Raw genomic sequence first — 26,225 nt, 5'->3', positions numbered from 1 at the left:
TCAGCCAGGGCCAAGTAAATGCTGATCTGCCATTGCAACATCATCACCGAAAAGGAGATCGAGCAGACGATCATCAATCTGCTGGATGAAGATCCCTGGCAGCTTATTGTGCCGGCCAAGGTCTATCATGCCATGCGCAAGCGCGGCCGCTGTTGCGGCTGCTTCCCAAATGTGGTGGAAACGATCATTCGGGTCACCGAGAACTACCACGCCCGTTCAGAGGGGAGCGGCGCGGACATCGTTTCACACCTGGACCGCGTGAGAGGCTTGCGCGTCCAATACGGGAGCAGATTCCATGAAAGGCGAACCGCAGATCATCGAGCGGCTTAACGAAGCCCTGTTTCTGGAGCTTGGAGCCGTCAATCAGTACTGGGTCCACTATCGTCTGCTCGAGGACTGGGGATACACAAGGCTGGCTAAGAAAGAGCGGGCGGAATCGATCGAGGAAATGCACCATGCCGACCGGCTGGTGGCCCGCATCATCTTCCTTGAAGGCCATCCGAACCTGCAGTCGGTGGCGCCGCTGCGCATCGGCCAGAACGTGAAGGAAGTGCTCGAATCCGATCTCGCCGGCGAATATGACGCGCGCACATCCTACAAGCGCTCGCGCGAGATCTGCCAGGATGAGGGCGACTACGTGTCGATGAAGCTGTTCGAGGACCTGCTGGCCGACGAGGAAAGCCATATCGACTTCCTCGAGACGCAGCTCGACCTGCTCGCCTCGATCGGTGAGGAAAAATACGGCCAGCTCAACGCCGACTCGGCCAACGAGGCGGAGTAAGGACATGCGGGAATGCGGCGCCCCATAGATTTTTCGCGCCGCTCGTGGCGGGTCAAATCTGTTGGCCTGCCGCTTCCGAAGAACCCGCGATACCGGAATTGGCGCACGGGTCCGCTTTTGCTGGCAGTCACGCTCGTCGCATCCGCCTCGGCTGGCGAGCCGGCCGGTCTGCCGACGAGCCGCATTGACCTGACCCCGAAAGACCAGGCCCGGGTCCTGGCCGTCACCAAGCCAACCAGCGACTTCACCAAACCCGAGCCCTTCGAGCTGATGCAAGGCGGCGCCGGCACGTCGGAGAAGGACGTCAACCGCGATGCCTTCTCCCAATCTTCCTCCAATATCACCTTCGAGGAAGAGGGAACCTTCAAGCTCGGCAATGCGCTTTTCCGCAAGAACTGGGTCTCGTCGCCGTCGTCGACCCAAGCCTCCGACGGGCTCGGTCCGCTGTTCAACGAACGCGCCTGCCAGAACTGCCATCTGAAGGACGGCCGGGGTCGCCCGCCGGAAGGCTCGACCAGCTCGACCTCGATGTTCCTGCGGCTGGCGCGCGATGCAAGCAGCGCGGAAGAAAAGGCGGCGCTTGCCGACCACCAGGCGCTGAATTTCCCCGATCCGGTCTATGGCTCGCAATTGCAGGATCTGGCGGTTCCGGGCCTCAAGGGCGAAGGCCGCATGCGCATCGTCTATACCGAGGAAAAGGCGAAGCTCGCCGACGGCACCGTCATTTCGCTGCGCAAGCCCAGCTATTCGGTCGAAGGCCTTGGCTATGGTCCCCTCGACCCACGCACCACGCTCTCGCCGCGCCTGACGCCGCCGATGATCGGGCTCGGCCTGATCGAGCAGATTGCGCCTACCGACATCCTCGCCCATGCCGATCCGGACGACAGCGACGGCGACGGCATCTCCGGCCGGCCGAACATCGTTCGCGATGGCGGAGAGACAACGTTGGGCCGTTTCGGCTGGAAGGCGCAAGCCGCATCGATCCGCCGGCAGGCGGCCGACGCCTTTGCCGGCGACGTCGGCATCTCGACGCCGGAGGTGCCGCGACATTGGGGCGACTGCACCGAAGCCGAGAAGGATTGCCTTGCCCTGCCGAACGGCGTGCAACAGCGCCTGGGCACGACGGAGGCACCGCCGCCGGTGATGGATCTCGTCACGTTCTACTCGCAGAACCTAGCCGTGCCGGCGCGGCGCGACATCGGCAAGCCGGAGGTCCTTGCCGGCAAGAAGCAGTTCTACGAGATGGGCTGCATTTCCTGCCACACGCCGAAATTCGTCACCATGCGCGGCACGCCCAACAAGGCTCAGGCCTTCCAGCTGATCTGGCCTTATTCCGATTTCCTGTTGCACGACATGGGCGAGGGCCCTGCCGACGGGCAGCGCGTCGGGGAAGCAAGCGGCAGCGAATGGCGCACGCCGCCGCTCTGGGGTATCGGCCTGACCGCGACGGTCAACGGCAACAGTTTCTATTTGCACGACGGCCGCGCGCGCACGCTCGAGGAGGCGATCCTCTGGCATGGCGGCGAGGGCCGGAAGGCGCGCGACCGCTTCGCCGCCGCCGATGCCGCGAACCGCGCTGCGTTGATCAAATTCCTGGAGTCGCTCTGATGTCGAAACGCCTGGCAGCCGCGCTTGCCCTCCCGCTCTTTCTGGTCGTCACCCTGCCGGCCTCGGCCGCGTTCAAAGCCTCCGATGTCATCGGACGCGCGATCGATGGCTTCGTCCGCCCGGCTTATGCCAGCCTCGACGATCATGCAACGAGCCTGACCAAGGCGATGCACCAGCTTTGCGCGACGCCGTCCAAGCGAAATCTCGAAGCGGCGCGCGCGGATTTTTCGGCCACCGTCGAGGCCTGGTCGGTGGCCGAGATCATCGCCTTCGGGCCGATCAAGGAGAACAACCGGCTGGAGCGCATGCTCTACTGGCCGGACCGCAAGAGCATCGGCTTGAGGCAGGTGCAGGCTACGCTCGCCGCGAAAGACCCTTCCGCCGCCGATTCGGCGCAGCTGGCGGGAAAGAGCGTCGCCATGCAGGGCCTCGGCGCGCTTGAATATGTGCTGTTCGGCGATGGCGCCGAGACGCTCGCCAAGAAGGATGAACCCTATCGTTGCGCCTATGGCGCGGCGGTCGCCGGCAACATCGAGGCGATTGCCGCTGAGGTACGCGACGCCTGGAACAAGCCCGACGGTTTTGCTTCGCTCTGGGCCAATCCGGGGCCGAAGAACCCGCTCTATCGCGATGGCACCGAAGCGGTGACGGAGCTGGTCGGCGTTTTCATCAACGAGCTGGAAATGATCCGCGACGTTCGGCTCAAGGGTTTCCTTGGCGCGAAGCCGGACGCCGACAAGCCGAAGCAGGCGATCTACTGGCGCTCGCAGAACACGGCGGCTTCGCTGGCCGGGAATCTCACCGGCATAGACCAGTTGTTCCAGGCCTCGAAACTTGGCGACGCGCTGCCCGCCGATGCGCAATGGATGGCCGGGTCCATCCACATCCAGCTCGCCAACGGCGTGGCGACCGCAAAATCGGTCGCTGGCCCGATCGACAAGGCGCTGGCCGATCCGGCCCTGCGCGACAAGCTCGAGCATTTCGCGCTGATCACCTCCAGCCTTTCGACGCTGATCGGCACCAGGATGACCGCCGAGTTCGGCCTGACCGCCGGCTTTTCCTCGCTCGATGGGGATTGAGCATGATTATGGGAACGACGCGGATTTTTGACGACAGCTCTCGGGTCGGAGGTTTTGGCGGTCCAGAGGCATCTGCTTCGGCGGGCCGCATGCTTTCGAGATTGGCCGAAGCCTCCGGAACTTCGTCATCCACGGGCGGAGCAAGGAGCGGAGCGACGCAGCGCAGACCCGAGGATCCATGCCGTGACCTTAAGGCGTTGCGACGCTGCAGAGCTCTGCTCCGCTGCACCCTTCGGCCAAGGTCACGGCATGGATCCTTGGGTCTTCGCGACGGAGCTGCGCTCCTGCTTCGCCCAAGGATGACGAAGTTCCGGAGGCTTCGGCTGACCTCCAACGTCTGCGATCATCACTGTGCCCGACCGGCACTTGCCGTGTCGCGGAACGAGTCGATGCCCTTGAGGGCCCTCTCATGAGAACCGCGCTCATCGACCGCCGGGATTTCCTGCGCGCCGCCGGCGCCAGCTTCGTCGCCGCCATGGCGCCGAACGCCTGGGCGGACACGCTGGCGGCGGATGCCGTCTTTGCCACGGCCTTCGTCAAACGCGACGGCGGCTTCGGCGCCGCCGTGCTCTCCGAGGCCGGCAAGATCCTGCACACCCTCGATCTGCCCGACCGTGGCCACGATGTCGCCTTCGACCCGGTGTCGAAACGCTCGGTCGTCTTCGCCCGCCAGCCCGGCACCTTCGCGGTGGTCTTCGACCATGCCGGCCGCGAGAAGCCATTGACCATCGCCAGCATCACCGGCCGGCATTTCTTCGGCCATGGCGTGTTCTCGCCGGATGGCGCGCTGCTCTATGCGACCGAGAATGATTTCGACAACGCCGCCGGTGTCGTTGGCGTCTATGATGCGCGGGCGAAGTTCAGCCGCATCGGCGAGTTCCCGACCTACGGCATGGGTCCGCACGAGTTGCTGCTGCTCGGCGACGGCAGGACGCTCGCCATTGCCAATGGCGGCATCGAGACGCATCCCGACTTCGGCCGCGCCGAACTCAATATCGCAACGATGAAGCCCTCCTACACGCTGGTCGACCGCGTCACCGGCGACCTGATCGAAAAGCACCAACTGCCGCAGGCGCTGCACCAGCTCTCGATCCGCCATATGGACCGCGACCGGGCAGGCACCGTCTGGTTCGGCTGCCAGTATCGGGGACCGGCGACCGACCGTCCGGGGCTGGTCGGGCGCGCCGCGCGCGGCAAGGAGCTCGAGCTGCTGGAGATGCCGCAGGACGTGCTCGCTGGCTTCCGCAACTATATCGGCTCGGTCGCCGCCAATCCTGCCGCCGGAACGGTCGCCGTCACCTCACCGGAAGGCAATTCGCTCGCCATCATCGACGCTGCCAGCGGGCGGATTGTCGCGACCAAATCGCTCGTCGAGGTTTGCGGCCTCGCCCCGGATGACGCCGGCTTCATGGCGACGACCGGCGCCGGCGAAATCGTCGGCGGTGCCGGTGCTTCGCGTTCGGAGCCCGACTATGTCTGGGACAATCACATGCTGCGCATCGCTGCTGGCGGAAGCAAAGCCGCTTAACATTTATGCGGCCTGGCACTTGCGGCGGCGGGCCATGCCGGGCAGAGGAAATTGTGTTCGATCCTATCGTTAACCGGCCATATGAAGAAGTTGCTCGCCATCGACTGCGCCGCCAATCTCTGCGCCGCCTGCGTCTATGACGCGGGCGCGGGCATCGAGCTTGGCCGCCATGTGCTCGACCTCGGCAAGGGGCATGCCGAGCATCTGATGGCTGTCGTTGAAGCCGCCCTGAAAGCGGGCGGGATCGGCTACCAGGAGCTGGATGCCGTCGCCGTCTCGATCGGGCCGGGTTCCTTCACCGGCCTGCGGGTCGGCGTCTCGACCGCGCGCGGCCTGGCGCTGGCCCTGAAAATCCCGGCCGTCGGGGTGACGACGCTGGAAGCGCTGGCGGCGGAGGCCGCAAATGCTTTTCCTGGCCGCGCCGTGCTCGCCGCGCTCGACGCCGGCCGCGAGGAACTCCACGCGGCTCTTTTCGACGAAGCGTTAGTTTTGACTTACGGTCCTGCGGTGGCCACGCTTTCCGAAGCGACCGGGATGGCAGTCAACGCGACCGCGGTTCTCGCCGGCACCGCCGCGCCGCTGATTGCCGCGGCCGCCGGACATGCTTTCGACATCGGGCCGGATGTTGCCACGGCCGACATCGCCACCTATGCCCGGCTGGCCGCCGCCAAGGAGCCCGGCGAAAAGCCGAAGCCGCTTTATCTGCGCGGCGCCGACGCCAAGCCGCAGGCCGGTTTCATTCTGCCAAGACAGAACAATGGTCCCCGGCAGCGGGGTCCAAAGGGAAAAAAGTCCTGATGCGCATACCTTTCTTTCAGCCGCGCCGCAGGGACTATGCGCTGGAGCCGCTGACGGTTGCCGACAGCGCCGCCGTCTCGGTGTTGCATCGCGAGGATTTTGTCCGGCCCTGGACCGATGGCGAGTTCGCGGCGTTGCTCGAACAGGACACCGTGTTCGGTTACGCCGCGCGCGAGAGGGGACAGGGATCGAAACCCCCGGTCGGTTTCGTTCTGGCGCGTCTGGCGGCGGGCGAGGGCGAGATCCTGACCGTCGCCGTCGCCCGCGCGCATCGCCGCCAGGGGCTCGGCTGGCAATTGATGGATGCGGTGCTGCGCGAATTGCATGCGCAGCGTGCCGAGGCGCTGTTCCTCGAAGTCGACGAGACCAATGCGCCTGCGATAGCGCTTTACCGGCGGCTCGGCTTCCGCCAGGTCGGCCAGCGCCCGAACTACTACCGCTCGACCGAGCATGGCCCGACCGGAGCGCTTGTCATGCGCCGCGATCTTCGCTAGCCAGACGGCGCGATAGGGCCGGAGCGAATGATCAAGAAATTGCGGATTTTCCTGGCGTTCGCCCTTGTCGTCGCCGGCACGGTGGTGCTGGTGCCGCTGCAGCTCCTGTCGATGAAGACAAGGCTCTGGCCGGAGACGGTCGTCCTCAGAATCTGGCACGGCATGATCCTCAAGGCGCTGGGCATTCGCGTGCACGTCAAGGGCGCGCTGTCCAAGCAGCGCCCCTTGCTCATCGCGGCCAACCACATTTCCTGGACCGACATCATGGTGCTCGGCTCCTTTGTCGATGTGAAGTTCATCGCCAGGGCCGACATGGAGGGCTGGCCGCTGATCGGCATGCTGTCCAAGCTGCAGCGCACCGTCTTCATCGAGCGCGAGCGCAAGCGCACCTCCGGCGACCAGGCGAGCGAGATCGCCAGGCGCATGGCCAAGGGCGACGCCATGGTGCTGTTCGCCGAAGGTTCCACCGGCGACGGCAATCTGGTGCTGCCGTTCAAGAGCACCTTGTTCGGCGCGGCCTCGATGGCGATTTCCGAAGGGGCCGCGGACCAGGTTTTCATCCAGCCGGTGGCGATCGCCTATACAAGGGTGCATGGCGTGCCGATGGGCCGCCGCCACCGGGCGATGGCCGCCTGGATCGGCGATCAGGATCTGATGCCGCATCTGAAAGTCCTGCTGGCCGAAGGCGCGGTCGACGCCGAGGTGCATTTCGGCGATCCAGTGCCGTTCGCCAAGGGCTCGAACCGCAAGGAAACGGCAAGATTGATGGAAGCCAAGGTGCGCGAGATGATGCAGGCCGCGCTCGCCGATCCCCGCCCAAGTCGCTAGCTCGATGCATGTCGCCCAAAAGTGTGTAGCGGTTTTTGGGGCAACGACATGCACAAAACAAAGCCTGAAGCGCGCCGGCTGAATCCATGCAGCACGACGCGCTTCAGCCAGAATCGTCTGTTTTTTGTCACGGAAAGGCGTTAGAAGCCGCCCGATGGAATTGAACACGATCGAAAGCCACGACATCGGCACGGCTGCCGAGCATGCGGCCAGCCCTGCCCCGGCGGCGAAAAAGGTCTTCGTCAAGACCTATGGCTGCCAGATGAATGTCTATGATTCCCAGCGCATGACCGATGCGCTGGCCGCCGACGGCTATGTCGCGACCGACGCCGTCGAGGACGCCGATCTGGTGCTGCTCAACACGTGCCATATCCGTGAGAAGGCGGCCGAAAAGGTCTATTCCGAGCTTGGCCGCATCCGCGACATGAAGGCGGAGCGCGCCGAGGCCGGTCGCGAGCTTTTGATCGGCGTCGCCGGCTGTGTGGCGCAGGCCGAAGGTGGGGAGATCATCCGCCGCGCGCCTGCGGTCGATCTCGTCATCGGCCCGCAGACCTATCACCGTCTGCCCGATGTGCTGGCGAGGGTCCGCGGCGGCGAGAAGATCGTCGAGACCGACTACGCCATCGAGGACAAGTTCGAGCACCTGCCGCAGCCGAAGCGGGCCGAGGTAGCAAAGCGCGGCGTCACCGCTTTCCTCACCGTGCAGGAGGGCTGCGACAAGTTCTGCACCTTCTGCGTCGTGCCCTATACGCGCGGCTCGGAGGTCTCGCGACCGGTCGCGCAGATCGTCGCCGAGGCCGAGCGCCTGGCCGAGGCCGGCGTGCGCGAGGTGACGCTGCTCGGCCAGAATGTCAACGCGTGGCACGGCGAAGGCGAAAATGGCGAGGAATGGGGCCTTGGCCGCCTGCTTTTCCGCCTGGCGGAGATCCCCGGCCTGGCGCGGCTGCGCTACACGACCAGCCATCCGCGCGACATGGATGACGAATTGATCGTTGCACACCGTGACCTGCCGGCCTTGATGCCCTATCTGCATCTACCAGTGCAGTCTGGCTCCGACCGGATACTGAAGGCGATGAATCGCAGGCATACGGCACGCGACTATCTGGCCCTCATCGATCGCATCCGCGCCGCGCGCGGCGACATCGCGATGTCCGGCGACTTCATCGTCGGCTTTCCCGGCGAGACGGAAGCAGATTTCGAGGCGACGCTGAAGCTGGTGCGCGAGGTGAATTACGCCTCGGCCTTCACGTTCAAATATTCGCCGCGCCCCGGCACGCCGGGCGCCGACATGGACGGCCATGTGTCGGAAGCCGTGAAGGACGAGCGGCTGCAGCGCCTGCAGGCGCTGATCAACGAGCAGCAGCAGGCGTTCATCGCCAGCCTGGTTGGCCGCACCGTCGGCACGCTGATCGAGAAGCCCGGCCGCCGTCCGGGCCAGATCGTCGGCCGCTCGCCCTGGCTGCAGCCGGTTATTGTTGACGACAAGGCCGGTGGAATCGGTGACATTATTGACGTACGAATCACGAAGACAGGTCCCAACAGCCTGTTCGCCGAGTTGGCATGATGCATGTCGCCCAAAAGTGCCCGCGGTTTTGGGACAACGACATGCATAGCCACAAGCCTTGGCAGATGAGGAGAGACGGTTGAGCGCTGCTGAACTGAAGAATCCGCCCCAGAACCAGGCATCCGGGGCCTCCGACATGGCGCACATCGTACTGACCTTCGACAACAACAAGCTTGCCAGCGCCCTTTACGGCCAGTTCGACGAGAACCTGGCCCGGCTCGAGCAGAAGCTCGGCGTCGATATCCGCTCGCGCGGCAACCAGCTTGCGATCAAAGGGTCGGCATCGGCGGCCGAGCAGGCGCGCCGCGCGCTGGATACGCTCTACGGCATTCTGCAGAAAGGCGTCGATATCGGCCAGTCCGACGTCGACGGCGCCGTGCGCATGGCGATCGCCGCCGACGACCAGCTGACGCTGCCGACCATGGAGCGCAAGGGCAAGGTTTCGGCCGCCCAGATCGCGACGCGCAAGCGCACGATCTATGCCCGCTCGCTCAACCAGGACGCCTATATGCGCGCGCTGGAGCGCTCCGAAATGGTGTTCGGCATCGGCCCGGCCGGCACCGGCAAGACCTATCTCGCTGTGGCCCATGCGGCGATGCTCCTGGAGCGCGGCATGGTCGAGCGCATCGTCTTGTCGCGCCCGGCGGTCGAAGCCGGCGAGCGGCTGGGTTTCCTGCCCGGCGACATGAAGGAGAAGGTCGATCCGTATCTGCGGCCGCTTTATGACGCGCTCTACGACATGATGCCGGCCGACAAGGTCGAGCGGGCGATCGCAGCCGAGGTTATCGAGATCGCGCCCTTGGCCTTCATGCGCGGCCGCACCCTGGCGCATGCGGCGGTGATCCTCGACGAGGCGCAGAACACCACGCCGATGCAGATGAAGATGTTCCTCACCCGTCTCGGCGAGAACTCGCGCATGATCGTCACCGGCGATCCGACCCAGATCGACCTGCCGCCCAACACCAAGTCGGGCCTGGTCGAGGCGCTGCGCATCCTCGACGGCGTGCCGGGCATCGTCACGGTCCGCTTCAACGAGGGCGACGTCGTGCGCCATCCGCTGGTTGCCGAGATCGTCAAGGCCTATGATCGCGACGGCAAGCTGGCCAGGGGCCTCGGCGCCGAAAGCTGATCAAAGGCTCCATGGCTGAAAATCCGGGATCCAGCGGCGAGATGCCGGTCGACATCGATATTTTCGTCGAGGCCGGCGACTGGCCCGCGGAGGCAGAGCTGGCGCGTCTGGTCCATAGCGCTGTCACGGCCGCCTTTGCCGAGATCGGCGTGAAGGGTGCTTCTGAGCTCAGCGTCGTTTTTTCCGACGACGCTCACATCCAGGCCCTCAACGCCGAATGGCGCGGCAAGGACAAGCCGACCAACGTCTTGTCTTTCCCGGCTTTTTCGTTCCCTAAAGGCGGCAAGCTGCCGCCGATGCTGGGCGACATCGTGCTGGCCTCAGAGACGGTCGCGCGTGAAGCCGCCCTGGAAGACAAGCCGCTGGCGAACCATATCACCCATCTCGTCATCCATGGCCTGCTGCATCTTCTGGGCCATGATCACGAGACCGACGCCGAGGCCGAGGAGATGGAAGCGATCGAGCGCGCCGCGCTTGCGAGGCTTGCCATTCCTGATCCCTACGCGTAACAAAAAAGACCAATTGACCTGATGGCCATGAACGACAAACCAGAAACTGCCGCCCGTCCGGACGCCGGCAGTGCTGCCAAGCCTTCCGAGAAGTCGGAAGAGGGCTCCAGTCCGAGTATTCCGACCGGCAGCGTGGCCGCTGAGCCTTCGCATGCCGGTCCTTCGCTCTTCGATCGCGTGCTCGGCCTGTTCAGGCACCGCAACGGCACCAGCCTGCGCGAGGAGATCGCCGACGCGCTGGCCGAGACGGCCACCGATGCCGAATCCTTCTCGCCCGGCGAACGCGCCATGCTCAACAACATCCTGCGGCTGCGTGAAGTGCGCGTCGAGGACGTCATGGTGCCGCGCGCCGACATCGAGGCGGTCGAGATCACCACGTCGCTTGGCGATCTGCTTAGCCTCTTCGAACAATCCGGCCATTCCCGCATGCCGGTCTATTCCGAGACGCTCGACGACCCGCGCGGCATGGTCCACATACGCGACGTTCTTGCTCACATCACCAAGCTCGCCCGCGTCAAGAAGGGCCGCGCGAACAGGAAGATCCCGGCGCCGACCGTTCTCGATCTCGCCCAGGTCGACCTCGCGCGCACCATCGGCGATCTCGACCTGATCCGCCCGGTTCTGTTCGTGCCGCCCTCCATGCTTGCTTCCGACCTGATGGGGCGCATGCAGACGACGCGCACCCAGATGGCGCTGGTCATCGACGAATATGGCGGCACCGACGGTCTCGCCTCGCTGGAGGACATCGTCGAGATGGTCGTCGGCGACATCGAGGACGAGCATGACGACGACGAGCCGATGATCACCCAGGCCGGCGACGGCGTGTTCGTGGTCGACGGCAAGGCCGAGATCGACGAGGTCGCCAAGATGATCGGCGAGGATTTCGCCGCCGGCGAGCATGGCGAATATGTCGACACCATCGGCGGCATGATCTTCAACACGCTTGGCCGCGTCCCGGCGAGGGGCGAAGTGGTGCAGGCCATACCGGGCTTCGAATTCCATGTGCTCGACGCAGATCCGCGCCGCGTCAAGCGGGTGCGCATCGTGCAGAGCCCGAAGGGCGAACGGCAGCGCCGCCGCGCGGCGCGCACCGAGCAGGCCTGATATCGTCACGCCATGTCGGTCGACGACCCGTTCAAGCATGCAGTCCTCGGTTCCGGCGTCTTCTATCGAGATCCGCGCGCGGCCCTGGCCTGGCTTCAGGCGGCGTTCGGCTTCGAGCCGAGCATGCTGGTGAGCGACAGCGATGGGCGACTTGTCCATGCCGAAATGCGCTTCGGCGACGGCTACATCATCGTCGATTCCGAATGGGCCGCGCACATTGCCAGCCCGGCTTCCATCGGCGGCAAGAACACGCAATCGGTTTATATCCGTTTGAGGGAAGACCTCGACGCCCATTGCGAGAAAGCGCGCGCCGCGGGGGCCGAAATCGTCGAGGAGCCCATCGATCATTTCTACGGCGAACGGCAATACCGGGCCTGCGATCCCGAAGGCCATGTCTGGACCTTCACGCAGACCGTGCGCGTTGTGCCCAAGGAGGAGGCCGAACGACTGAGCGGCCTCAGCATCGAAGGGTGGCACCGGTAGCGCGACCGTGAATTTGGTTGCGCTTATCCGCGTTTGGAGCATCCGGCTCGGCCTGTTAAATCTCTGGCTCCCTGATTCGCGCGACTTGGGAAGCTAGATGCAGCGCTTTGCCGGCCGGATAATTCTGCTGTGGGGATGGCGGCGGTCGCTGGTGGCGTTTGTCGCGGGAGCGCTCGCGGTTCTCGCCCAGGCGCCCTACGACTTCTTCGCCGTCTGCTTCGTCTCGTTTCCGGCGCTTGTCTGGCTGCTCGACGGCGCCACTGGCGAAGCTTCCGATGGCTGGCTCAAGCGCCTGCGGCCGGCCTTCGCCATCGGCTGGTCGTTCGGCTTCGGCTATTTCCTCGCCGGCCTCTGGTGGATCGGCCAGGCACTTCTGGTCGAGGCCGACACCTTCGCCTGGGCCTTGCCCTTCGCTGTCGTCGGCATCCCCCTCGCGCTCGCCTTTTTCTACGGTTTTGCGGCGGTCGTGGCGCGGCTTTTCTGGAGCAGCGACATCGGCCGCATAGCAGCGCTCGCCTTCGGCTTCGGCCTTGCAGAATGGCTGCGCGATTTTCTCTTCACCGGCTTTCCCTGGAATGCCGTCGGCTATGCCGCGATGCCGCTGCCGCTCCTGATGCAGAGCGTGTCGGTGACGGGCATGGTCGGCATGAACGCACTCGCGGTCTTCGTCTTTTCGCTCCCCGCGCTTGTCGCCGCGCGCCGCCATCTCAAGCTGGGCTCGGTCTTGTTCGTTGTCCTCGTCGCCGCTCACGTCGGCTTCGGCTATTTCAGGCTCGCCGCCCCGGCCGAGCCGGCCACCCGCGCGATCGACGTTCGCATCGTCCAGCCCGCGGTCGATCTCAGCGAGAAATGGGATGCCTCGGTGCGCGACCGCATCTTCGCCACGCTGATGGGGATATCGGCGAAGGCACCGGAACAGGGCCACGCCAAGCCGCAACTGATTCTTTGGCCGGAAACGTCGGTGCCATTCCTGTTCACGGAGCGTCCGGACGCGCTGACGGCGCTGGGCGACATGCTGAGCGAGGGCCAGATGCTTGTTGCCGGCGTCGTGCGCGAGGAGGGCGGCGCTGGGGGTGCCGGCAGTCGCTATTACAATTCCGTGGTGGCGATCGATGACAAGGGCGAGATCGTCGACGCCGTCGACAAAGTGCATCTGGTGCCCTTCGGCGAATATCTGCCTTTCGAGGGCCTGTTCGAACGTTTCGGCATCGGTCAGCTCGTTGCCGGACCGATGAATTTCGCCGCCGGCAACGACCGGCATCCGCTCGCGCTGCCGAACGGCCTGCGGGCGGTTCCTTTCATCTGTTACGAGGTCATCTTTCCTGACCTCGTGGCGGCTGACGCTGCGTCATCTGAACTTGTTGTGAACGTCACCAATGACGCCTGGTTTGGCGACACGCCCGGCCCGTACCAGCACTTCAGGCAGGCGCAGATTCGCGCGGTGGAGAATGGAATGCCTTTGTTGCGTGCGGCCAACAACGGCATCTCCGCAATTGTTGATTCGCGCGGGCGCATCGTCGATGCCCTGGCGGTCGACGCGCGCGGCGCCATCGACGCGCATGTGCCGATTTCCGGGCACGCCCTGCTGTCCGCCGAACAGCGGCGCATTAACGGATTGCTGATCATGTTGCTGTTTGCCCTTGCGGCCTTCACATTGAATGTAAGGCAGCGGCTACGGGTGAATTGACAGTCGGCACATTAGAAACTCATACTGTAACGCCTAAAATTTTCTCGAAGTCGGCTGGAGGGGTCTGTTGGGGCAGGTGGCTCCGGCTTCGTTTGGGCGGGAAAAATAGAAAAAGCCGGAAAAATTCGGCGAGGAAAAAATGACAGAAGAGAACAAGAAGAAGCCGAATCCGATCGACATTCATGTCGGGAGTCGTATTCGGCTGCGTCGCAATATGCTTGGAATGAGCCAGGAAAAGCTGGGTGAAAATCTCGGCATCACGTTTCAGCAGATACAGAAGTACGAAAAGGGGACGAACAGGGTCGGCGCCAGCCGTTTGCAGGCCATCGCCTCCATTCTGAGTGTTCCCGTCGCCTTCTTCTTCGAGGACGCCCCGGGTCAGGAGGCCGGGGCCGGCAATCGGGGATTCGCCGAGGATGCATCGATGGCCTTCGCCATCGAATTCTGCGGCAGCCCGGAGGGGCTCCAGCTCAATCGTGCCTTCGTCAAGATTCCCGACGTCAAGGTGCGGCGCCGGATCATCGATCTTGTGAAGTCCCTTTCGCCGGACGACGCCGAGTAATTCCAGGCTCATGTCGCCGGCGGTGCCCTGCCGCCGGTGGCACAAGCTGATTGTGCCGAAAGTCATGCCAGATCCGTCGCGCCGCTTGACGAGCGGCGCCCGGCACCGCTAACACGTGGCGCGCCAAAATCGGCAGCCCTGCCGATCTTTTTCAAGAGGGGACACCCGTGACGCGGCAGAACTATCTCTTCACTTCGGAATCCGTCTCCGAGGGCCATCCCGACAAAGTCTGTGACCGTATCTCCGACGAAATCGTCGATCTCGTCTATCGCGAAGCCAGGAAAACGGGCATGGACCCCTGGAAGGTGCGCGTCGCCTGCGAGACGCTGGCCACCACCAACCGCGTCGTCATCGCCGGCGAAGTCAGGGTTCCCGAAACGCTCCTGAAGAAGGACAAGGCCGGCAACATCCTCATGGATGCGGCGGGCCACCCGGTCGTCAATCCGGCCAAGTTCAAGTCCGTTGCCCGCAAGGCGATCCGCGAGATCGGCTACGAGCAGGCAGGCTTCCACTGGAAGACGGCCAAGATCGAGGTGCTGCTGCACGGCCAGTCGCCCGACATCGGCCAGGGCGTCGACAATGCCGCCGACCGCCAAGGCGAGGAAGGTGCCGGCGACCAGGGCATCATGTTCGGCTATGCCTGCCGCGAGACGCCCGACCTGATGCCGGCGCCGATCTATTACAGCCACAAGATCCTCGAATTGCTGGCCAGCGCGCGCCACGAAGGCAATGGCGAGGCCGGCAAGCTCGGCCCGGATGCCAAGAGCCAGGTTACCGTGCGCTACGCCGACGGCAAGGCCGCGGAAGTGACGCAGATCGTGCTTTCCACCCAGCACCTCGATTCGAGCTGGGATTCCAAGAAGGTCCGCAAGGTCGTCGAGCCCTACATCCGCGAGGCGCTTGGCGATCTCAAGGTCGCCGAGGACTGCAACTGGTATATCAACCCGACCGGCAAGTTCGTGATCGGCGGTCCCGACGGCGATGCCGGCCTTACCGGCCGCAAGATCATCGTCGACACCTATGGCGGCGCGGCCCCCCATGGCGGCGGCGCCTTCTCCGGCAAGGACACCACCAAGGTCGACCGTTCGGCCGCCTATGCGGCGCGTTATCTCGCCAAGAACGTGGTGGCGGCCAAGCTCGCCGACCGCTGCACCATCCAGCTCTCCTACGCTATCGGCGTCGCCCAGCCGCTGTCGGTCTATGTCGACCTGCACGGCACCGGCAAGGTCGACGAGGCCAAGCTCGAGGGCGCTCTGCGCAAGGTGATGGATCTGTCGCCTTCCGGCATCCGCCGTCATCTCGACCTCAACAAGCCGATCTATGCCAAGACCTCGTCCTATGGCCATTTCGGCCGCAAGGCCGGCCGCGACGGTTCCTTCTCCTGGGAGAAGACGGACCTCGCCAAGGCGCTCAAGGACGCGGTCGCCGCCTGACGCCAGTGGATCCGAAGGACCGGCCGAGCCGCGCGACCGAAGCATTTTTCGGCCGCCGGCACGGCAAGACCATTCGTCCGCAGCAGGCTGCGGCGCTGGAGAGCGGCCTGCGCGCCTACAGGCTCGACCTGACGGCTGAGCCGCCGGCAGACCTTGGAACGCTGTTCAAGGCAAAGGTTTCAGCTATTCGGCTCGAGATCGGCTTCGGCGGCGGCGAGCATCTGTTGCATCGCGCGACGGAAGCGCCGGCGACGGGCTTTATCGGCGTCGAGCCCTTCGTCAACGGGATGGCCAAGATGATGACGGCGCTCGCCAAGGCGCCGCTCGCCAATCTCAGGGTCTATGACGACGACGCCACGCGCCTGCTCGACTGGCTGCCGCCGGCCTCGCTCGACGGCATCGATCTGCTCTATCCCGATCCCTGGCCGAAGAAGAAGCATTGGAAGCGGCGCTTCGTAAGCTCCGCCAATCTCGATCGGTTCGCGCGGGTGCTGAAGGCGGGCGGCAAGTTCCGCTTTGCCTCCGACATCGACAGTTACGTGAACTGGACGCTGCTCGCTTGCCGCGCCAGTGGCGGCTTTGCCTGGCAGGCGAACGAGGCCGCCGACTGGCACACGCCCTATCAAGGCTGGCCCGGCACGCGTTATGAGGCCAAGGCCATCCGCGAGGGCAGGCGGCCCGCCTATCTGACCTTTGTCCGGAAGTAAGCCGGAAGCCGCCCAGAAGCGGCGATCCTGTCAAAATGGCCCTCGGGTCTCGGTCGCTCGGCCTGCCTCGACGAATCGTGGTGTATTGCATTTTGCGCTACATGCTGCCATATTGCCGGCAAGGAGACGTTTATGGCCGCCACGGTTGAACGCAAGGAATACCCGATCTCGATGCGCCTGCCGGAAGCGGACGTGGCGATGATCGATCGCGCCGCCGCCCTCCGCGGCCGGTCCCGCACGGACTTCGTGCGCGATGCCGCCGTGCGTGCGGCCGAGGATGTGTTGATGGACAACCGCCTTATCCGCATGAGTCCGCAAGGGTTCGCGGAATTTATTGAGGTTCTGTCGGCCCCTGCCGCTCCGGTTCCGGACATGGTGGAATTGGCAAAGCGGCGCGCGCCCTGGGAAGCTGGCTACACAGCGAAGCGCTGAGCCGTGGCCTTATCGGCGCCCGAACCGCTGACAGAGGCCCACGATGTTTCCGGATTTTCCTGCGGGAAACCTGCGCTTGATCACTGGCTGAAAACGCGCGCCCTCTCCAATCAGGAGAAGGGCTTTACGGTCGTTCTCGTTGTCCATGAAGCCAATCGCGTGGTCGGATATTATGGTCTGGCGCCGACGGCTGTTGTGCCCTCGATCTTACCCCGTTCGATTCGCACGGGGCAACCGCCCGACCCGGTGCCCTGTCTCCTTCTCGGCCAGCTTGCGACCGATACTGAATGGGCTGGGCGCGGCATCGGTACTGGCCTGGTTAAGCATGCCCTTCAGCGCTGCGTTCAGGCTGCGGAGCTGATTGGAGGGCGCGCGCTCATGGTCAATGCGATCGATGAAGACGCGGTACTATTCTGGCAACGGCGGGGATTTCTGCCGACGAAGGACGATCCGCTTGTCTTGTTCCGTTCGATCGCAACAATCGCCGCGTCGCTCGTGGAAGCCCAGAAGTAAGGGTGAGGACTGCCCTTTGGTGAAGCCGCGAGGGGTCAAGGACCCTGCGCCCCGAGCCGTATCCCCACCCGTAGCTCGAGACTCGGTTATTGCCGGTTCCGTCCGTGGCCGGCTCAGAAGCGGCCGAGCTTGTCGAAGGCGGCCGGCTCGATGCCAAGTTTCTTCAGGTCGCTGCGGCGCGGCTTGCGGCCGGCCTCGACGGCTCGCGACGCGGCAGCGGCGCTGCCGAACGTGGTCAGAAAATCACCGATTACGAAAAACAATCCACGGTCCATGACAAATTCCTTCACGCGCCACTGCGCGCGACCTTTCTTTTGCGTTGCAACATAGATAGGTGCTGGCAAACTGAGATCACAGAGGTGCCGGCGCATGGCCGCCATGCTCGGCACGCAACGCTGCTACCTCCCGTGGGCTTTGGCCGGTGTCACCGTCAGGCTTGAAACGCCGGCCGGGATCGTTTATATCAGCCTCAAATTCTTGGTCGGTATGACGAAGAGTGGGTCCACCCGGTCCCGCTCTTTTTTGTTACCTGCCGGCCGGAGCGACAAAACGACAGGAAACTTATGACCGCAGCGGCAAATGAAGCCGACGATCGTATCATCCGCGAAAGCGGCATCGATGCGCGCATTGCGCTGATCGTGCAGCCAGTGCTGAAGGCCATCGGCTTCCGCCTCGTGCGGGTGCAACTGACCGGGCAGAACGGGCTGACGCTGCAGATCATGGCCGAGCGCGACGACGGCACCATGACCGTCGAGGATTGCGAAGAGGTCAGCCGCGCCGTGTCGCCGGCGCTCGATGTCGAAGATCCGATCGAAAAGGCGTATCATCTCGAAGTGTCGTCGCCGGGCATCGACCGGCCGCTGGTGCGCAAATCGGATTTCACCACCTGGACCGGCCACCTGGTCAAGATGGAGACGTCGGTCCTCATCGGCGACCGCAAGCGCTTCAAGGGCAAGATCGCCGAAGCGGACGCCGACGGCATCCTGCTGGAGCGTGACAAGGCGGCCTATGGCGAGGAGCCGACTGTGCGCTTGCCCTATGACGCGATCGCCGAGGCGCGGCTGGTGCTGACCGACGATCTTATCCGCGAGGCCCTGTCGAAGGACAACAGAGCCCGCAAGGAAGCAAAAAAACGCCGGGGCGAAGCGGAAGACGCCGCCGCCGACGAAGGAAACGAAACAGAACAGGAAAGTTGATTGAGTTTTCGGGCCGCGAGCCCGGAGCGAAGTCGGGAGAAAGACAATGGTTGTAAGCGCCAACAGGCTCGAACTGCTGCAGATCGCCGATGCGGTCGCGCGTGAAAAGTCGATCGACAAGTCGATCGTCATCGCCGCCATGGCCGATGCGATCCAGAAGGCGGCGCGTTCGCGTTACGGTCAGGAAACCAATATCCGCGCGGACATCAATCCCAACACGGGCGAGATGAAGCTGCAGCGGCTGATGGAAGTGGTCGAGAAGGTTGAGGATTACGCCACGCAGATCGCCCTTTCCACGGCGCGTGAGCGCAACCCCGACGCCCAGCTCGGCGACTTCATCGCCGAACAGCTGCCGCCGATGGATTTCGGCCGCATCGCCGCCCAGTCGGCCAAGCAGGTCATCGTCCAGAAGGTGCGCGAGGCCGAGCGCGATCGTCAGTATGACGAGTACAAGGACCGCATCGGCGAGATCGTCAACGGCACCGTCAAGCGCGTCGAATACGGCAACGTCATCGTCGATCTGGGCCGCGGCGAGGCGATCATCCGCCGCGACGAGCTGATTCCGCGCGAGAATTACAAATATGGCGACCGCGTCCGCGCCTATGTCTATGACGTGCGCCGCGAGCAGCGCGGCCCGCAGATCTTCCTGTCGCGCACGCATCCGCAGTTCATGGCCAAGCTCTTCACCATGGAAGTGCCGGAGATCTACGACGGCATCATCGAGATCAAGTCGGTCGCTCGCGACCCGGGCTCGCGCGCCAAGATCGCCGTCATCTCGCGCGATTCCTCGATCGATCCGGTCGGCGCCTGCGTCGGTATGCGCGGCAGCCGCGTCCAGGCGGTGGTCGGCGAGCTGCAGGGCGAGAAGATCGACATCATTCCGTGGTCGCCTTCGGCCGCCTCCTTCATCGTCAACGCGCTGCAGCCGGCCGAAGTCGCCAAGGTGGTGCTCGACGAGGATGCCGAGCGCATCGAGGTGGTGGTGCCGGACGACCAGCTGTCGCTGGCCATCGGCCGCCGCGGCCAGAATGTTCGCCTTGCCTCGCAGCTCACCGGCTGGGACATCGACATCCTGACCGAGCAGGAGGAAAGCGAGCGTCGCCAGAAGGAATTCGTCGAACGTTCGGCTTTGTTCATGGAAGCCCTCGACGTCGACGAGATGGTCGGCCAGGTGCTTGCCTCCGAAGGCTTCACCAGCGTCGAGGAAGTCGCCTACGTCGACTCCGGCGAAATCTCCTCGATCGACGGCTTCGACGAGGACACCGCGTCCGAAATCCAGTCGCGCGCCCGCGAATATCTCGAGAAGATCGAGGCCGAGCACGACGAGAAGCGCAAGGCGCTCGGCGTCCAGGACGAGCTGCGCGAGATCCCCGGCATCACCACGGCCATGATGGTGACGCTCGGCGAGGACGGCGTGAAGACGATCGAGGACTTCGCCGGCTATGCCGCCGACGACCTGATCGGCTGGAAGGAACGCAAGGACGGCGAGACCAAGGTGTTTCCGGGTGTGCTCGCCGATCACGGCGTCTCGCGCGCCGAAGCCGAAGAGATGGTGCTGGCCGCTCGCAAGAAGGCCGGCTGGATCTCCGAGGAAGAATCGGCCGCTGAGGAAGAAGCGGCTGCCGGCGAAACCGTCGGTGCGTGAGGTGAACGCGCATCGCAAAGCCCGTGGACGAGATGAACGATCGCACCTGCATCGTTACGCGCAGGCAGGCCGACGCGGATGAGCTGATCCGCTTCGTCGTCGGCCCGGATTCGGCCGTCGTTCCGGACATCAAGAGAAATCTGCCCGGTCGCGGTTGCTGGGTCACCGCCGATCGCCTACATATCGACAAGGCTGCGGCGAAGAATTTGTTTGCCCGCGCCTTCAAGGCGCAGGTCGATGTTCCCGCCGATCTCGGCGGCATGGTCGACGGGCTGCTTTCCAGATCCGCTCTGGGTATGTTGGGTCTTGCTCGCAAGGCCGGAGCGGTCGTTCTCGGCGCCGCCAAGGTGGAGGCTGTCGTGCGCGACGGGCAGGCGCTCTTCGTGCTGCACGCGACCGAAGCCTCGGACGACGGCGTCCGCAAGATCAGTCAGGCGCGGCGGGCAACCGTCCATCTCGGCGGCCCCGCCATCCTTGCCTACAAACTTTTCCCCGAGGCCGAGTTGAGCTTGGCATTGGGGGGTACAAATGTGATACATGCTGCCGTCCTCGCGCAGGACGCGGGAAAGGCGGTTGAGAAGCGCATGGTCGCGCTCGACCGGTATCGGGGCGGAACCCCGGACGATTTGGCAATGCTTGCGGCCGTTGCTGACGAAGATGATGCCGCAGAGGATATGGAATGAGCGATACTAAATCGGGCGACGACAAGACGTTGAGCGTTACGCCGAAGAAGACCTTGACGCTGAAGCGTCCCGGCCTGGAGCAGGGCACCGTGCGCCAGAATTTTTCGCACGGACGCACCAAGTCGGTCGTCGTCGAGACCAAGAAGCGCAAGTTCTCGCTGCCCGGCGACAAGCCGGAGCCGGTGGCGCCGTCCGTCTTCACGCCGAAGCCCGCAGCCGCGGCGCCCGCGCCTGCCGTGCAGGAAGCGCCGAAGGCGCCTCCGCCGCCGGAGCGCTCCGGCATGGTGCTGAACGAACTGTCGCGCGGTGAGATGGAAGCGCGCCGCAGGGCGCTCGAAGGCTCCAAGGCACGTGAGATCGAGGACCGTCAGCGCGCCCAGGAAGAGGCCAAGCGCCGCGCCGAGGAAGAAGAGCGCCGCAAGCGCGAGCGCGAGGAATCCGCGCGCCGCCAAGCCGAGGAAGAGGCGCGCCTTCAGGCCGAGGCCGAGTCGCGTCGCCGTGCCGAGGAAGAGGCTCGCCGCCGCGCGCCGCAGGCCGCGGATATCGCCACGGCCGACGAAGACGAGGAGGTCAAGCCGAGGCGTACCGGGACCGGTGGTGGCGGCGCCAGTGCGCCGGCCCGCCGTCTCGTCACGCCCGAAGTGGCGCGTCCGGCCAAGCCCACCAAGGGTGAGGAAGATCGCCGCCGCGGCAAGCTGACGCTGAATTCGGCGCTGTCGGATGAGGACGCCCGTGGTCGTTCGCTGTCGTCGATGCGCCGCCGTCAGGAGAAGTTCAAACGCGCGATGCACAACGAGCCGCGCGAGAAAGTCATGCGTGAAGTGATCCTGCCCGAAACCATCACCATCCAGGAACTGGCGCAGCGCATGTCCGAACGGGCAGTCGATGTGGTCAAGTTCTTCATGAAGCAGGGCCAGATCCTGAAGCCGGGCGACGTCATCGACGCCGACACGGCTGAACTGGTCGCTTCGGAGTTCGGCCACACGGTTCGCCGCGTCGCCGAGTCCGACATCGAGGAAGGCCTGTTCAATATCGCCGACCGTCCGGAAGACCTGGTGTCGCGTCCGCCCGTGGTGACCATCATGGGCCATGTCGACCACGGCAAGACCTCGCTGCTCGACGCCATCCGCAACGCCAATGTCGTCTCCGGCGAGGCCGGCGGCATCACCCAGCACATCGGTGCCTACCAGGTCGAGAAGAACGGCCAGAAGATCACCTTCATCGACACGCCCGGCCACGCCGCCTTCACGGCCATGCGCGCCCGCGGCGCCCAGGTGACCGACATCGCCGTGCTGGTGGTGGCGGCCGACGACAGCGTGATGCCGCAGACGATCGAATCGATCAATCACGCCAAGGCGGCCGGCGTGCCGATCATCGTGGCGATCAACAAGATCGACAAGCGCGACGCCGACCCGCAGAAGGTGCGCGCGGAACTCCTGCGCCATGAGGTGTTCGTCGAATCGATGGGCGGCGAGGTGCTGGACGTCGAGGTGTCGGCGACCAAGGGCACCAATATCGACAAGCTGCTCGAGGCGATCCTGCTGCAGGCCGAAATCCTCGACCTCAAGGCCAACCCCGACCGTACCGCCGAAGGCGCGGTCATCGAGGCCAAGCTCGACAAGGGTCGTGGTCCGGTCGCCACCGTTCTGGTGCAGACCGGCACGCTGATGCCGGGCGACATCCTGGTCGCCGGCAACGAGTGGGGCCGCGTCCGCGCGCTCGTCAACGATCGCGGCGAGCATGTGCCGGAAGCCCCGCCGGCAATGCCGGTCGAGGTGCTTGGCCTCCAGGGCACGCCGCAGGCGGGCGACCGTTTCGCCGTCGTCAACAACGAGGCCCGGGCCCGCGAGATCACCGAGTACCGCCAGCGTCTGGCGCGCGAGAAGGCGGTGGCCAAGCATGCCGGCCAGCGCGGCTCGCTCGAGCAGATGATGTCGCAATTGCAGACGAGCGGGCTCAAGGAATTCCCGCTGGTCATCAAGGGCGACGTGCAGGGCTCGATCGAGGCGATCAATGCCGCGCTCGAAAAGCTCGGCAACGACGAGGTGCGGGCGCGCATCGTCCATTCGGGCGCCGGCGGCATCACCGAAAGCGACGTGTCGCTTGCCGAGACCTCGGGTGCCGCGATCATCGGCTTCAATGTCCGCGCCAACGCGCAGGCGCGTACGGCCGCTGCCGCTGCCGGTATCGAGATCCGCTACTACTCGATCATTTACAACCTCGTCGATGACGTGAAGGCGGCGCTTTCCGGCATGCTCTCGCCGGAGCGGCGCGAGACCTTCATCGGCAATGCCGAGATCCTCGAGATCTTCGACATCTCCAAGGTCGGCAAGATCGCCGGCTGCCGCGTTACCGAAGGCAAGGTCGAGCGTGGCGCAGGCGTGCGCCTGATCCGCGACAATGTCGTCGTGCACGAAGGCACGCTGAAGACGCTGAAGCGCTTCAAGGACGAAGTCTCTGAAGTGCCGGGCGGCCAGGAATGCGGCATGGCCTTCCAGAACTACGAGGACATGCGTGTCGGCGATGTCATCGAGTGCTTCCGCGTCGAGATGGTGAGCAGGACGCTCTAAATTCGGATATACTTGCCGGAATGATCCGGGCGGCGGCCGAAAGGCTGCCGCCTAGAGTCTTATTTTGTATTTGAGACATGTGGCGCGGTCCTATCCCGCGCTTCACGATTTCAGGATTGAAGAGATGTCCCGTCCGACAACATCAGGCCCCTCCCAGCGCATGCTGCGCGTCGGCGAGCAGGTGCGCCACGCGCTGTCCGAAACCCTGCAGCGCGGCGAGATTATCGATCCGGTGATCGAGAACAGCGTCGTCTCGGTCTCCGAGGTGCGCATGTCGCCCGACCTCAAGATCGCCACCGCGTTCGTCTCGCCGCTTGGCGCCGGCGACACCGATGCCGTGGTCGGCGCCCTCAACAAGCATGCGAAATTCATCCGCGGCCGCATTACCGGCGCGCTGCGGCAGATGAAATACATGCCGGAGATCCGCTTTCGGCTCGATACCTCCTTCGACAATTTCGCCAGGATCAACGAATTGCTGAAGTCGCCCGAAGTCGCGCGCGATCTCGACGACCAGAATAAGAACAACAACAAGGACGAGGAATAAGTGGCGCGTCGCGGCAAGAAGAAGGGCCGGCCGGTTTCCGGCTGGGTGGTGCTGGACAAGCCGGTCGGCATGGGCTCGACCGAAGCGGTCTCCAAGATCAAATGGCTGTTCCAGGCGGAGAAGGCCGGCCATGCCGGCACGCTTGATCCGCTCGCCTCCGGCATGCTGCCTATCGCGCTCGGCGAGGCGACCAAGACCGTGCCTTACGTGCAGGACGGCGCCAAGGTCTACCGCTTCACCGTCGCCTGGGGCGAAGAGCGCTCGACCGACGACCTCGAAGGCCCGGTGACGAACAGCTCCGACCGGCGCCCGGCCGAGGCCGAGGTGAGCGCGCTGCTGCCGAAATACACCGGCGTCATCATGCAGACGCCGCCGCAATTCTCGGCCATCAAGATCGCCGGCGAACGCGCCTATGACCTTGCGCGCGACGGCGAGACGGTCGACATTCCCGCCCGCGAGATCGAAATCGGCCGTTTGGACATCGTCGAGCATGGTGCCGACAAAACCGTCTTCGAGGTCGAATGCGGCAAGGGCACCTATGTGCGTTCGCTGGCGCGCGATATGGGCCGCGATCTGGGCTGCTTCGGTCATATCGCCGAACTGCGCCGCGTCGAGGTCGAGCCGTTCACGGCGGACGATTTCGTCACCGTTGCCGAGCTCGAAGCCGCGCGCTTCGGCGGCAAGACCGATGAAGGCGCGGTCGAGGCCGAGGCGCCGGCCGATTTCGGCGCCATCGATGCCCTGCTGGTCGATACCGCCGCAGCGCTCGACTGCCTGCCGCAGGTCGCCGTCAGCGACGACGCGGCGACCAAGATCCGCCTCGGCAACCCCGTTATCATTCGCGGTCGCGATGCGCCGGTCGAGGCCGAGGAGGCTTGCGCCACCGCGCGTGGCAAGCTCGTCGCCATCGGCGCCATCGAGCAGGGCATGTTCAAGCCCAAGCGGGTCTTTGTCGGTTGACGACACTCGGCCACTGCAACTCCAGGAAAAGTGCATAGCGGCTTTCCGCCCGGAATTGCTAAGAAACAGGACCAATTCGGTTCAAGTTTGCGCCTGAGGATCTCATGGCAAAGGCTGATATAGGCAAGCAGCGGGTGCCGCTGCGAACAAGGCGGCCGCCGGTCGGCGCTTCGCCCGGCACCCTCATTGCCGATCCCGCGGCGCGGCGCAGCGAACTTCGGCTGACGCTGATCTCGCCTGAGAAATACAAAACCATCGACAACGCCAGCATCGACGAGCTCTACACGCATTGCGACCAATGGCCGATTGTGTGGCTGGATTGCACCGGACTTGCCAACATCCCGCTGATCGAAGAGATCGGCCGCATCTTCAACCTGCACCCGCTGGCGCTGGAGGATGTCGTCAACACCGGCCAGCGGCCGAAGGTGGATTTCTTCGAGGACCATGCCTTCGTCGTCATGCGCATGATCGACGATGTCACCGCGCACCGCTACGAGCAGATCGCACTGTTCTTCGGCAGGAATTTCGTCGTCACCTTCCAGGAGCGCGAGGGCGACCCGTTCGATCCCGTGCGCAAGCGCATCGCGGCAGCCATGCCCAACCGGCTGCGCTCGCGCGGCGCCGACTATCTCGCCTACGCGCTGATCGACGCCATCGTCGACAGCTATTTCCCGCCGATCGAGGCGGCGAGCGAGCTGGTCGACGGCATCGAAGACCAGATGCTCAACACGCCGCACAAGCATCAGATGCGGCAGTTGCACGAATTGCGGCGCGACGCCAATGTGCTGAAGGGCGTGCTGTGGCCGATGCGCGACGCGCTGGCGACGCTGATCCGCAACGACGTGCCCTTCGTGAAGGCCGAGACCAAGATCTTCTTCAACGACACGCTCGACCATTCGCTGCGGCTGATCGAGCTGGTCGAGAACCAGCGCGACATGCTGACCGGCCTGATCGAGATGCATCTGTCGCTGACCCAGGCCCGCACCAACGACGTCATCTCCTATCTGACGATCGTCTCGGTGATCTTCATGCCGCTCACCTTCCTTGTCGGTGTCTGGGGCATGAACTTCGAGCCGGAAAGCTCGCCCTGGAACATGCCGGAGCTGAAGGCTTATTATGGCTACCCGGTAGCATTGCTGTTCATGCTGGTCGTCGCTGTCGGGCTCGTCGCCTTCTTCAAATGGAAGAAGTGGCTGTAGCGGCGGGAACCCTCTGTTTTTGCGGCAAGAACCTGCGACAAGCCGGCTTGACAATTGGGCTGGTGTTTTGCCCGAAATTGCACTATATGCGCCGCAGCTTCGCGCCCTGACGCGTTGCTTGCACCGGCCCCTGCTGGACGACATCCCGGCTGTGGGCGTCCCGTTTCCTCGAACAGATAAGGAAAAACA

At 64.4% G+C, this 26,225-nt stretch carries 27 protein-coding genes; 26 read left to right on the top strand and 1 reads right to left on the bottom strand.

What is annotated here, in order from left to right:
* The first annotated feature begins 18 nt into the window (after positions 1–18).
* From RFN30_RS20520 to RFN30_RS20430, 19 genes are all read left to right on the top strand, one after another.
* Complete coding sequence (locus RFN30_RS20520) at positions 19–330, top strand: (2Fe-2S)-binding protein (RefSeq protein ID WP_320263897.1); 312 nt, start codon at positions 19–21, stop codon at positions 328–330.
* Complete coding sequence (gene bfr / locus RFN30_RS20515; protein WP_278204948.1) at positions 296–781, top strand: bacterioferritin; 486 nt, start codon at positions 296–298, stop codon at positions 779–781. Before RFN30_RS20520 ends, bfr begins: the two co-directional genes overlap by 35 nt.
* A gap of 12 nt (positions 782–793) precedes the next feature.
* Positions 794–2,389: a di-heme oxidoreductase family protein gene (locus tag RFN30_RS20510; protein ID WP_320263896.1), complete on the top strand. Its 1,596-nt coding sequence runs from the start codon at positions 794–796 to the stop codon at positions 2,387–2,389.
* Complete coding sequence (locus RFN30_RS20505; RefSeq protein ID WP_320263895.1) at positions 2,389–3,468, top strand: imelysin family protein; 1,080 nt, start codon at positions 2,389–2,391, stop codon at positions 3,466–3,468. The genes RFN30_RS20510 and RFN30_RS20505 overlap by 1 nt, the downstream gene beginning before the upstream one ends.
* 409 nt (positions 3,469–3,877) lie before the next feature.
* The gene (locus tag RFN30_RS20500) at positions 3,878–4,996 is read left to right on the top strand and encodes a DUF1513 domain-containing protein (RefSeq protein WP_320263894.1); all 1,119 of its coding nucleotides are present in this window, start codon (positions 3,878–3,880) and stop codon (positions 4,994–4,996) included.
* A gap of 81 nt (positions 4,997–5,077) precedes the next feature.
* Complete coding sequence (gene tsaB, locus RFN30_RS20495) at positions 5,078–5,794, top strand: tRNA (adenosine(37)-N6)-threonylcarbamoyltransferase complex dimerization subunit type 1 TsaB (RefSeq protein ID WP_320263893.1); 717 nt, start codon at positions 5,078–5,080, stop codon at positions 5,792–5,794.
* The gene (gene rimI / locus RFN30_RS20490; RefSeq protein ID WP_320263892.1) at positions 5,794–6,288 is read left to right on the top strand and encodes a ribosomal protein S18-alanine N-acetyltransferase; all 495 of its coding nucleotides are present in this window, start codon (positions 5,794–5,796) and stop codon (positions 6,286–6,288) included. The genes tsaB and rimI overlap by 1 nt, the downstream gene beginning before the upstream one ends.
* A 27-nt stretch (positions 6,289–6,315) precedes the next feature.
* Positions 6,316–7,116 (top strand): lyso-ornithine lipid O-acyltransferase, encoded by an 801-nt coding sequence (olsA, locus tag RFN30_RS20485; RefSeq protein WP_320263891.1) that lies wholly within the window; start codon positions 6,316–6,318, stop codon positions 7,114–7,116.
* 154 nt (positions 7,117–7,270) lie between these two features.
* Positions 7,271–8,680 carry a tRNA (N6-isopentenyl adenosine(37)-C2)-methylthiotransferase MiaB gene (miaB, locus tag RFN30_RS20480; protein WP_320263890.1) on the top strand — a complete coding sequence of 470 codons (1,410 nt, stop codon included), beginning with the start codon at positions 7,271–7,273 and terminating at the stop codon, positions 8,678–8,680.
* Between the two features lie 136 nt (positions 8,681–8,816).
* A complete protein-coding gene (locus RFN30_RS20475) occupies positions 8,817–9,809 on the top strand; it encodes a PhoH family protein (protein WP_320263971.1) in 993 nt (330 codons plus the stop codon).
* Positions 9,810–9,820: 11 nt separating this feature from the next.
* On the top strand, positions 9,821–10,318 hold the full coding sequence (gene ybeY, locus RFN30_RS20470) for an rRNA maturation RNase YbeY (RefSeq protein ID WP_320263889.1): 498 nt from the start codon (positions 9,821–9,823) through the stop codon (positions 10,316–10,318).
* 27 nt (positions 10,319–10,345) lie between these two features.
* Positions 10,346–11,422: a hemolysin family protein gene (locus RFN30_RS20465; RefSeq protein ID WP_320263888.1), complete on the top strand. Its 1,077-nt coding sequence runs from the start codon at positions 10,346–10,348 to the stop codon at positions 11,420–11,422.
* A 12-nt stretch (positions 11,423–11,434) separates the two neighbouring features.
* The gene (locus RFN30_RS20460) at positions 11,435–11,905 is read left to right on the top strand and encodes a VOC family protein (RefSeq protein WP_320263887.1); all 471 of its coding nucleotides are present in this window, start codon (positions 11,435–11,437) and stop codon (positions 11,903–11,905) included.
* A 97-nt stretch (positions 11,906–12,002) separates the two neighbouring features.
* Positions 12,003–13,592, top strand: coding sequence for an apolipoprotein N-acyltransferase (gene lnt, locus RFN30_RS20455; RefSeq protein ID WP_320263886.1), 1,590 nt, complete (start codon positions 12,003–12,005; stop codon positions 13,590–13,592).
* A 139-nt stretch (positions 13,593–13,731) separates the two neighbouring features.
* Positions 13,732–14,154 carry a helix-turn-helix domain-containing protein gene (locus RFN30_RS20450; RefSeq protein WP_126086026.1) on the top strand — a complete coding sequence of 141 codons (423 nt, stop codon included), beginning with the start codon at positions 13,732–13,734 and terminating at the stop codon, positions 14,152–14,154.
* A gap of 167 nt (positions 14,155–14,321) precedes the next feature.
* Entirely contained in the window at positions 14,322–15,587 is a 1,266-nt protein-coding gene (gene metK / locus RFN30_RS20445; RefSeq protein ID WP_320263885.1) for a methionine adenosyltransferase, read from the top strand.
* A gap of 5 nt (positions 15,588–15,592) precedes the next feature.
* Positions 15,593–16,294 carry a tRNA (guanine(46)-N(7))-methyltransferase TrmB gene (gene trmB, locus RFN30_RS20440; RefSeq protein WP_320263884.1) on the top strand — a complete coding sequence of 234 codons (702 nt, stop codon included), beginning with the start codon at positions 15,593–15,595 and terminating at the stop codon, positions 16,292–16,294.
* A gap of 132 nt (positions 16,295–16,426) precedes the next feature.
* Positions 16,427–16,726 carry a type II toxin-antitoxin system TacA family antitoxin gene (locus tag RFN30_RS20435; RefSeq protein ID WP_320263883.1) on the top strand — a complete coding sequence of 100 codons (300 nt, stop codon included), beginning with the start codon at positions 16,427–16,429 and terminating at the stop codon, positions 16,724–16,726.
* A 3-nt stretch (positions 16,727–16,729) separates the two neighbouring features.
* Complete coding sequence (locus RFN30_RS20430; protein WP_320263882.1) at positions 16,730–17,239, top strand: GNAT family N-acetyltransferase; 510 nt, start codon at positions 16,730–16,732, stop codon at positions 17,237–17,239.
* A 113-nt stretch (positions 17,240–17,352) separates the two neighbouring features.
* Here RFN30_RS20430 and RFN30_RS20425 read toward each other — a convergent pair whose 3' ends face one another.
* A complete protein-coding gene (locus RFN30_RS20425) occupies positions 17,353–17,619 on the bottom strand; it encodes a hypothetical protein (protein WP_320263975.1) in 267 nt (88 codons plus the stop codon).
* 183 nt (positions 17,620–17,802) lie between these two features.
* Here RFN30_RS20425 and rimP point away from each other — a divergent pair, with 183 nt between their 5' ends.
* From rimP to corA, 7 genes are all read left to right on the top strand, one after another.
* The gene (rimP, locus tag RFN30_RS20420) at positions 17,803–18,435 is read left to right on the top strand and encodes a ribosome maturation factor RimP (RefSeq protein ID WP_320263881.1); all 633 of its coding nucleotides are present in this window, start codon (positions 17,803–17,805) and stop codon (positions 18,433–18,435) included.
* A 46-nt stretch (positions 18,436–18,481) separates the two neighbouring features.
* The gene (gene nusA, locus RFN30_RS20415; protein ID WP_320263880.1) at positions 18,482–20,080 is read left to right on the top strand and encodes a transcription termination factor NusA; all 1,599 of its coding nucleotides are present in this window, start codon (positions 18,482–18,484) and stop codon (positions 20,078–20,080) included.
* Positions 20,081–20,112: 32 nt separating this feature from the next.
* On the top strand, positions 20,113–20,763 hold the full coding sequence (locus RFN30_RS20410) for an RNA-binding protein (RefSeq protein WP_320263970.1): 651 nt from the start codon (positions 20,113–20,115) through the stop codon (positions 20,761–20,763).
* Entirely contained in the window at positions 20,760–23,333 is a 2,574-nt protein-coding gene (infB, locus tag RFN30_RS20405) for a translation initiation factor IF-2 (RefSeq protein WP_320263879.1), read from the top strand. Before RFN30_RS20410 ends, infB begins: the two co-directional genes overlap by 4 nt.
* Positions 23,334–23,457: 124 nt before the next feature.
* Complete coding sequence (gene rbfA / locus RFN30_RS20400; protein ID WP_320263878.1) at positions 23,458–23,877, top strand: 30S ribosome-binding factor RbfA; 420 nt, start codon at positions 23,458–23,460, stop codon at positions 23,875–23,877.
* The gene (truB, locus tag RFN30_RS20395; protein ID WP_320263877.1) at positions 23,878–24,837 is read left to right on the top strand and encodes a tRNA pseudouridine(55) synthase TruB; all 960 of its coding nucleotides are present in this window, start codon (positions 23,878–23,880) and stop codon (positions 24,835–24,837) included.
* Between the two features lie 104 nt (positions 24,838–24,941).
* The gene (corA, locus tag RFN30_RS20390; RefSeq protein WP_320263876.1) at positions 24,942–26,036 is read left to right on the top strand and encodes a magnesium/cobalt transporter CorA; all 1,095 of its coding nucleotides are present in this window, start codon (positions 24,942–24,944) and stop codon (positions 26,034–26,036) included.
* Positions 26,037–26,225 lie beyond the last annotated feature (189 nt).

Origin of the sequence: Mesorhizobium dulcispinae (assembly GCF_033977345.1) — a bacterium.
Classification (GTDB): Bacteria; Pseudomonadota; Alphaproteobacteria; order Rhizobiales; family Rhizobiaceae; genus Mesorhizobium; species Mesorhizobium dulcispinae.
The sequence above is the reverse complement of the archived record's forward strand: the minus strand, read 5'-3'. Positions and strand labels throughout refer to the sequence as shown.

Coding starts and splice junctions, on each gene's coding strand:
- RFN30_RS20450 (WP_126086026.1), top strand. CDS start 13,732: ATGACAGAAGAGAACAAGAAGAAGCCGAATCCGATCGACATTCATGTC.
- miaB (WP_320263890.1), top strand. CDS start 7,271: ATGGAATTGAACACGATCGAAAGCCACGACATCGGCACGGCTGCCGAG.
- RFN30_RS20425 (WP_320263975.1), bottom strand. CDS start 17,619: ATGGCGGCCATGCGCCGGCACCTCTGTGATCTCAGTTTGCCAGCACCT.
- rbfA (WP_320263878.1), top strand. CDS start 23,458: ATGTCCCGTCCGACAACATCAGGCCCCTCCCAGCGCATGCTGCGCGTC.
- RFN30_RS20505 (WP_320263895.1), top strand. CDS start 2,389: ATGTCGAAACGCCTGGCAGCCGCGCTTGCCCTCCCGCTCTTTCTGGTC.
- RFN30_RS20500 (WP_320263894.1), top strand. CDS start 3,878: ATGAGAACCGCGCTCATCGACCGCCGGGATTTCCTGCGCGCCGCCGGC.
- rimP (WP_320263881.1), top strand. CDS start 17,803: ATGACCGCAGCGGCAAATGAAGCCGACGATCGTATCATCCGCGAAAGC.
- ybeY (WP_320263889.1), top strand. CDS start 9,821: ATGGCTGAAAATCCGGGATCCAGCGGCGAGATGCCGGTCGACATCGAT.
- RFN30_RS20475 (WP_320263971.1), top strand. CDS start 8,817: ATGGCGCACATCGTACTGACCTTCGACAACAACAAGCTTGCCAGCGCC.
- corA (WP_320263876.1), top strand. CDS start 24,942: ATGGCAAAGGCTGATATAGGCAAGCAGCGGGTGCCGCTGCGAACAAGG.
- RFN30_RS20510 (WP_320263896.1), top strand. CDS start 794: ATGCGGCGCCCCATAGATTTTTCGCGCCGCTCGTGGCGGGTCAAATCT.
- rimI (WP_320263892.1), top strand. CDS start 5,794: ATGCGCATACCTTTCTTTCAGCCGCGCCGCAGGGACTATGCGCTGGAG.
- RFN30_RS20410 (WP_320263970.1), top strand. CDS start 20,113: ATGAACGATCGCACCTGCATCGTTACGCGCAGGCAGGCCGACGCGGAT.
- RFN30_RS20435 (WP_320263883.1), top strand. CDS start 16,427: ATGGCCGCCACGGTTGAACGCAAGGAATACCCGATCTCGATGCGCCTG.
- tsaB (WP_320263893.1), top strand. CDS start 5,078: ATGAAGAAGTTGCTCGCCATCGACTGCGCCGCCAATCTCTGCGCCGCC.
- infB (WP_320263879.1), top strand. CDS start 20,760: ATGAGCGATACTAAATCGGGCGACGACAAGACGTTGAGCGTTACGCCG.
- nusA (WP_320263880.1), top strand. CDS start 18,482: ATGGTTGTAAGCGCCAACAGGCTCGAACTGCTGCAGATCGCCGATGCG.
- RFN30_RS20460 (WP_320263887.1), top strand. CDS start 11,435: ATGTCGGTCGACGACCCGTTCAAGCATGCAGTCCTCGGTTCCGGCGTC.
- lnt (WP_320263886.1), top strand. CDS start 12,003: ATGCAGCGCTTTGCCGGCCGGATAATTCTGCTGTGGGGATGGCGGCGG.
- bfr (WP_278204948.1), top strand. CDS start 296: ATGAAAGGCGAACCGCAGATCATCGAGCGGCTTAACGAAGCCCTGTTT.
- olsA (WP_320263891.1), top strand. CDS start 6,316: ATGATCAAGAAATTGCGGATTTTCCTGGCGTTCGCCCTTGTCGTCGCC.
- RFN30_RS20520 (WP_320263897.1), top strand. CDS start 19: ATGCTGATCTGCCATTGCAACATCATCACCGAAAAGGAGATCGAGCAG.
- RFN30_RS20465 (WP_320263888.1), top strand. CDS start 10,346: ATGAACGACAAACCAGAAACTGCCGCCCGTCCGGACGCCGGCAGTGCT.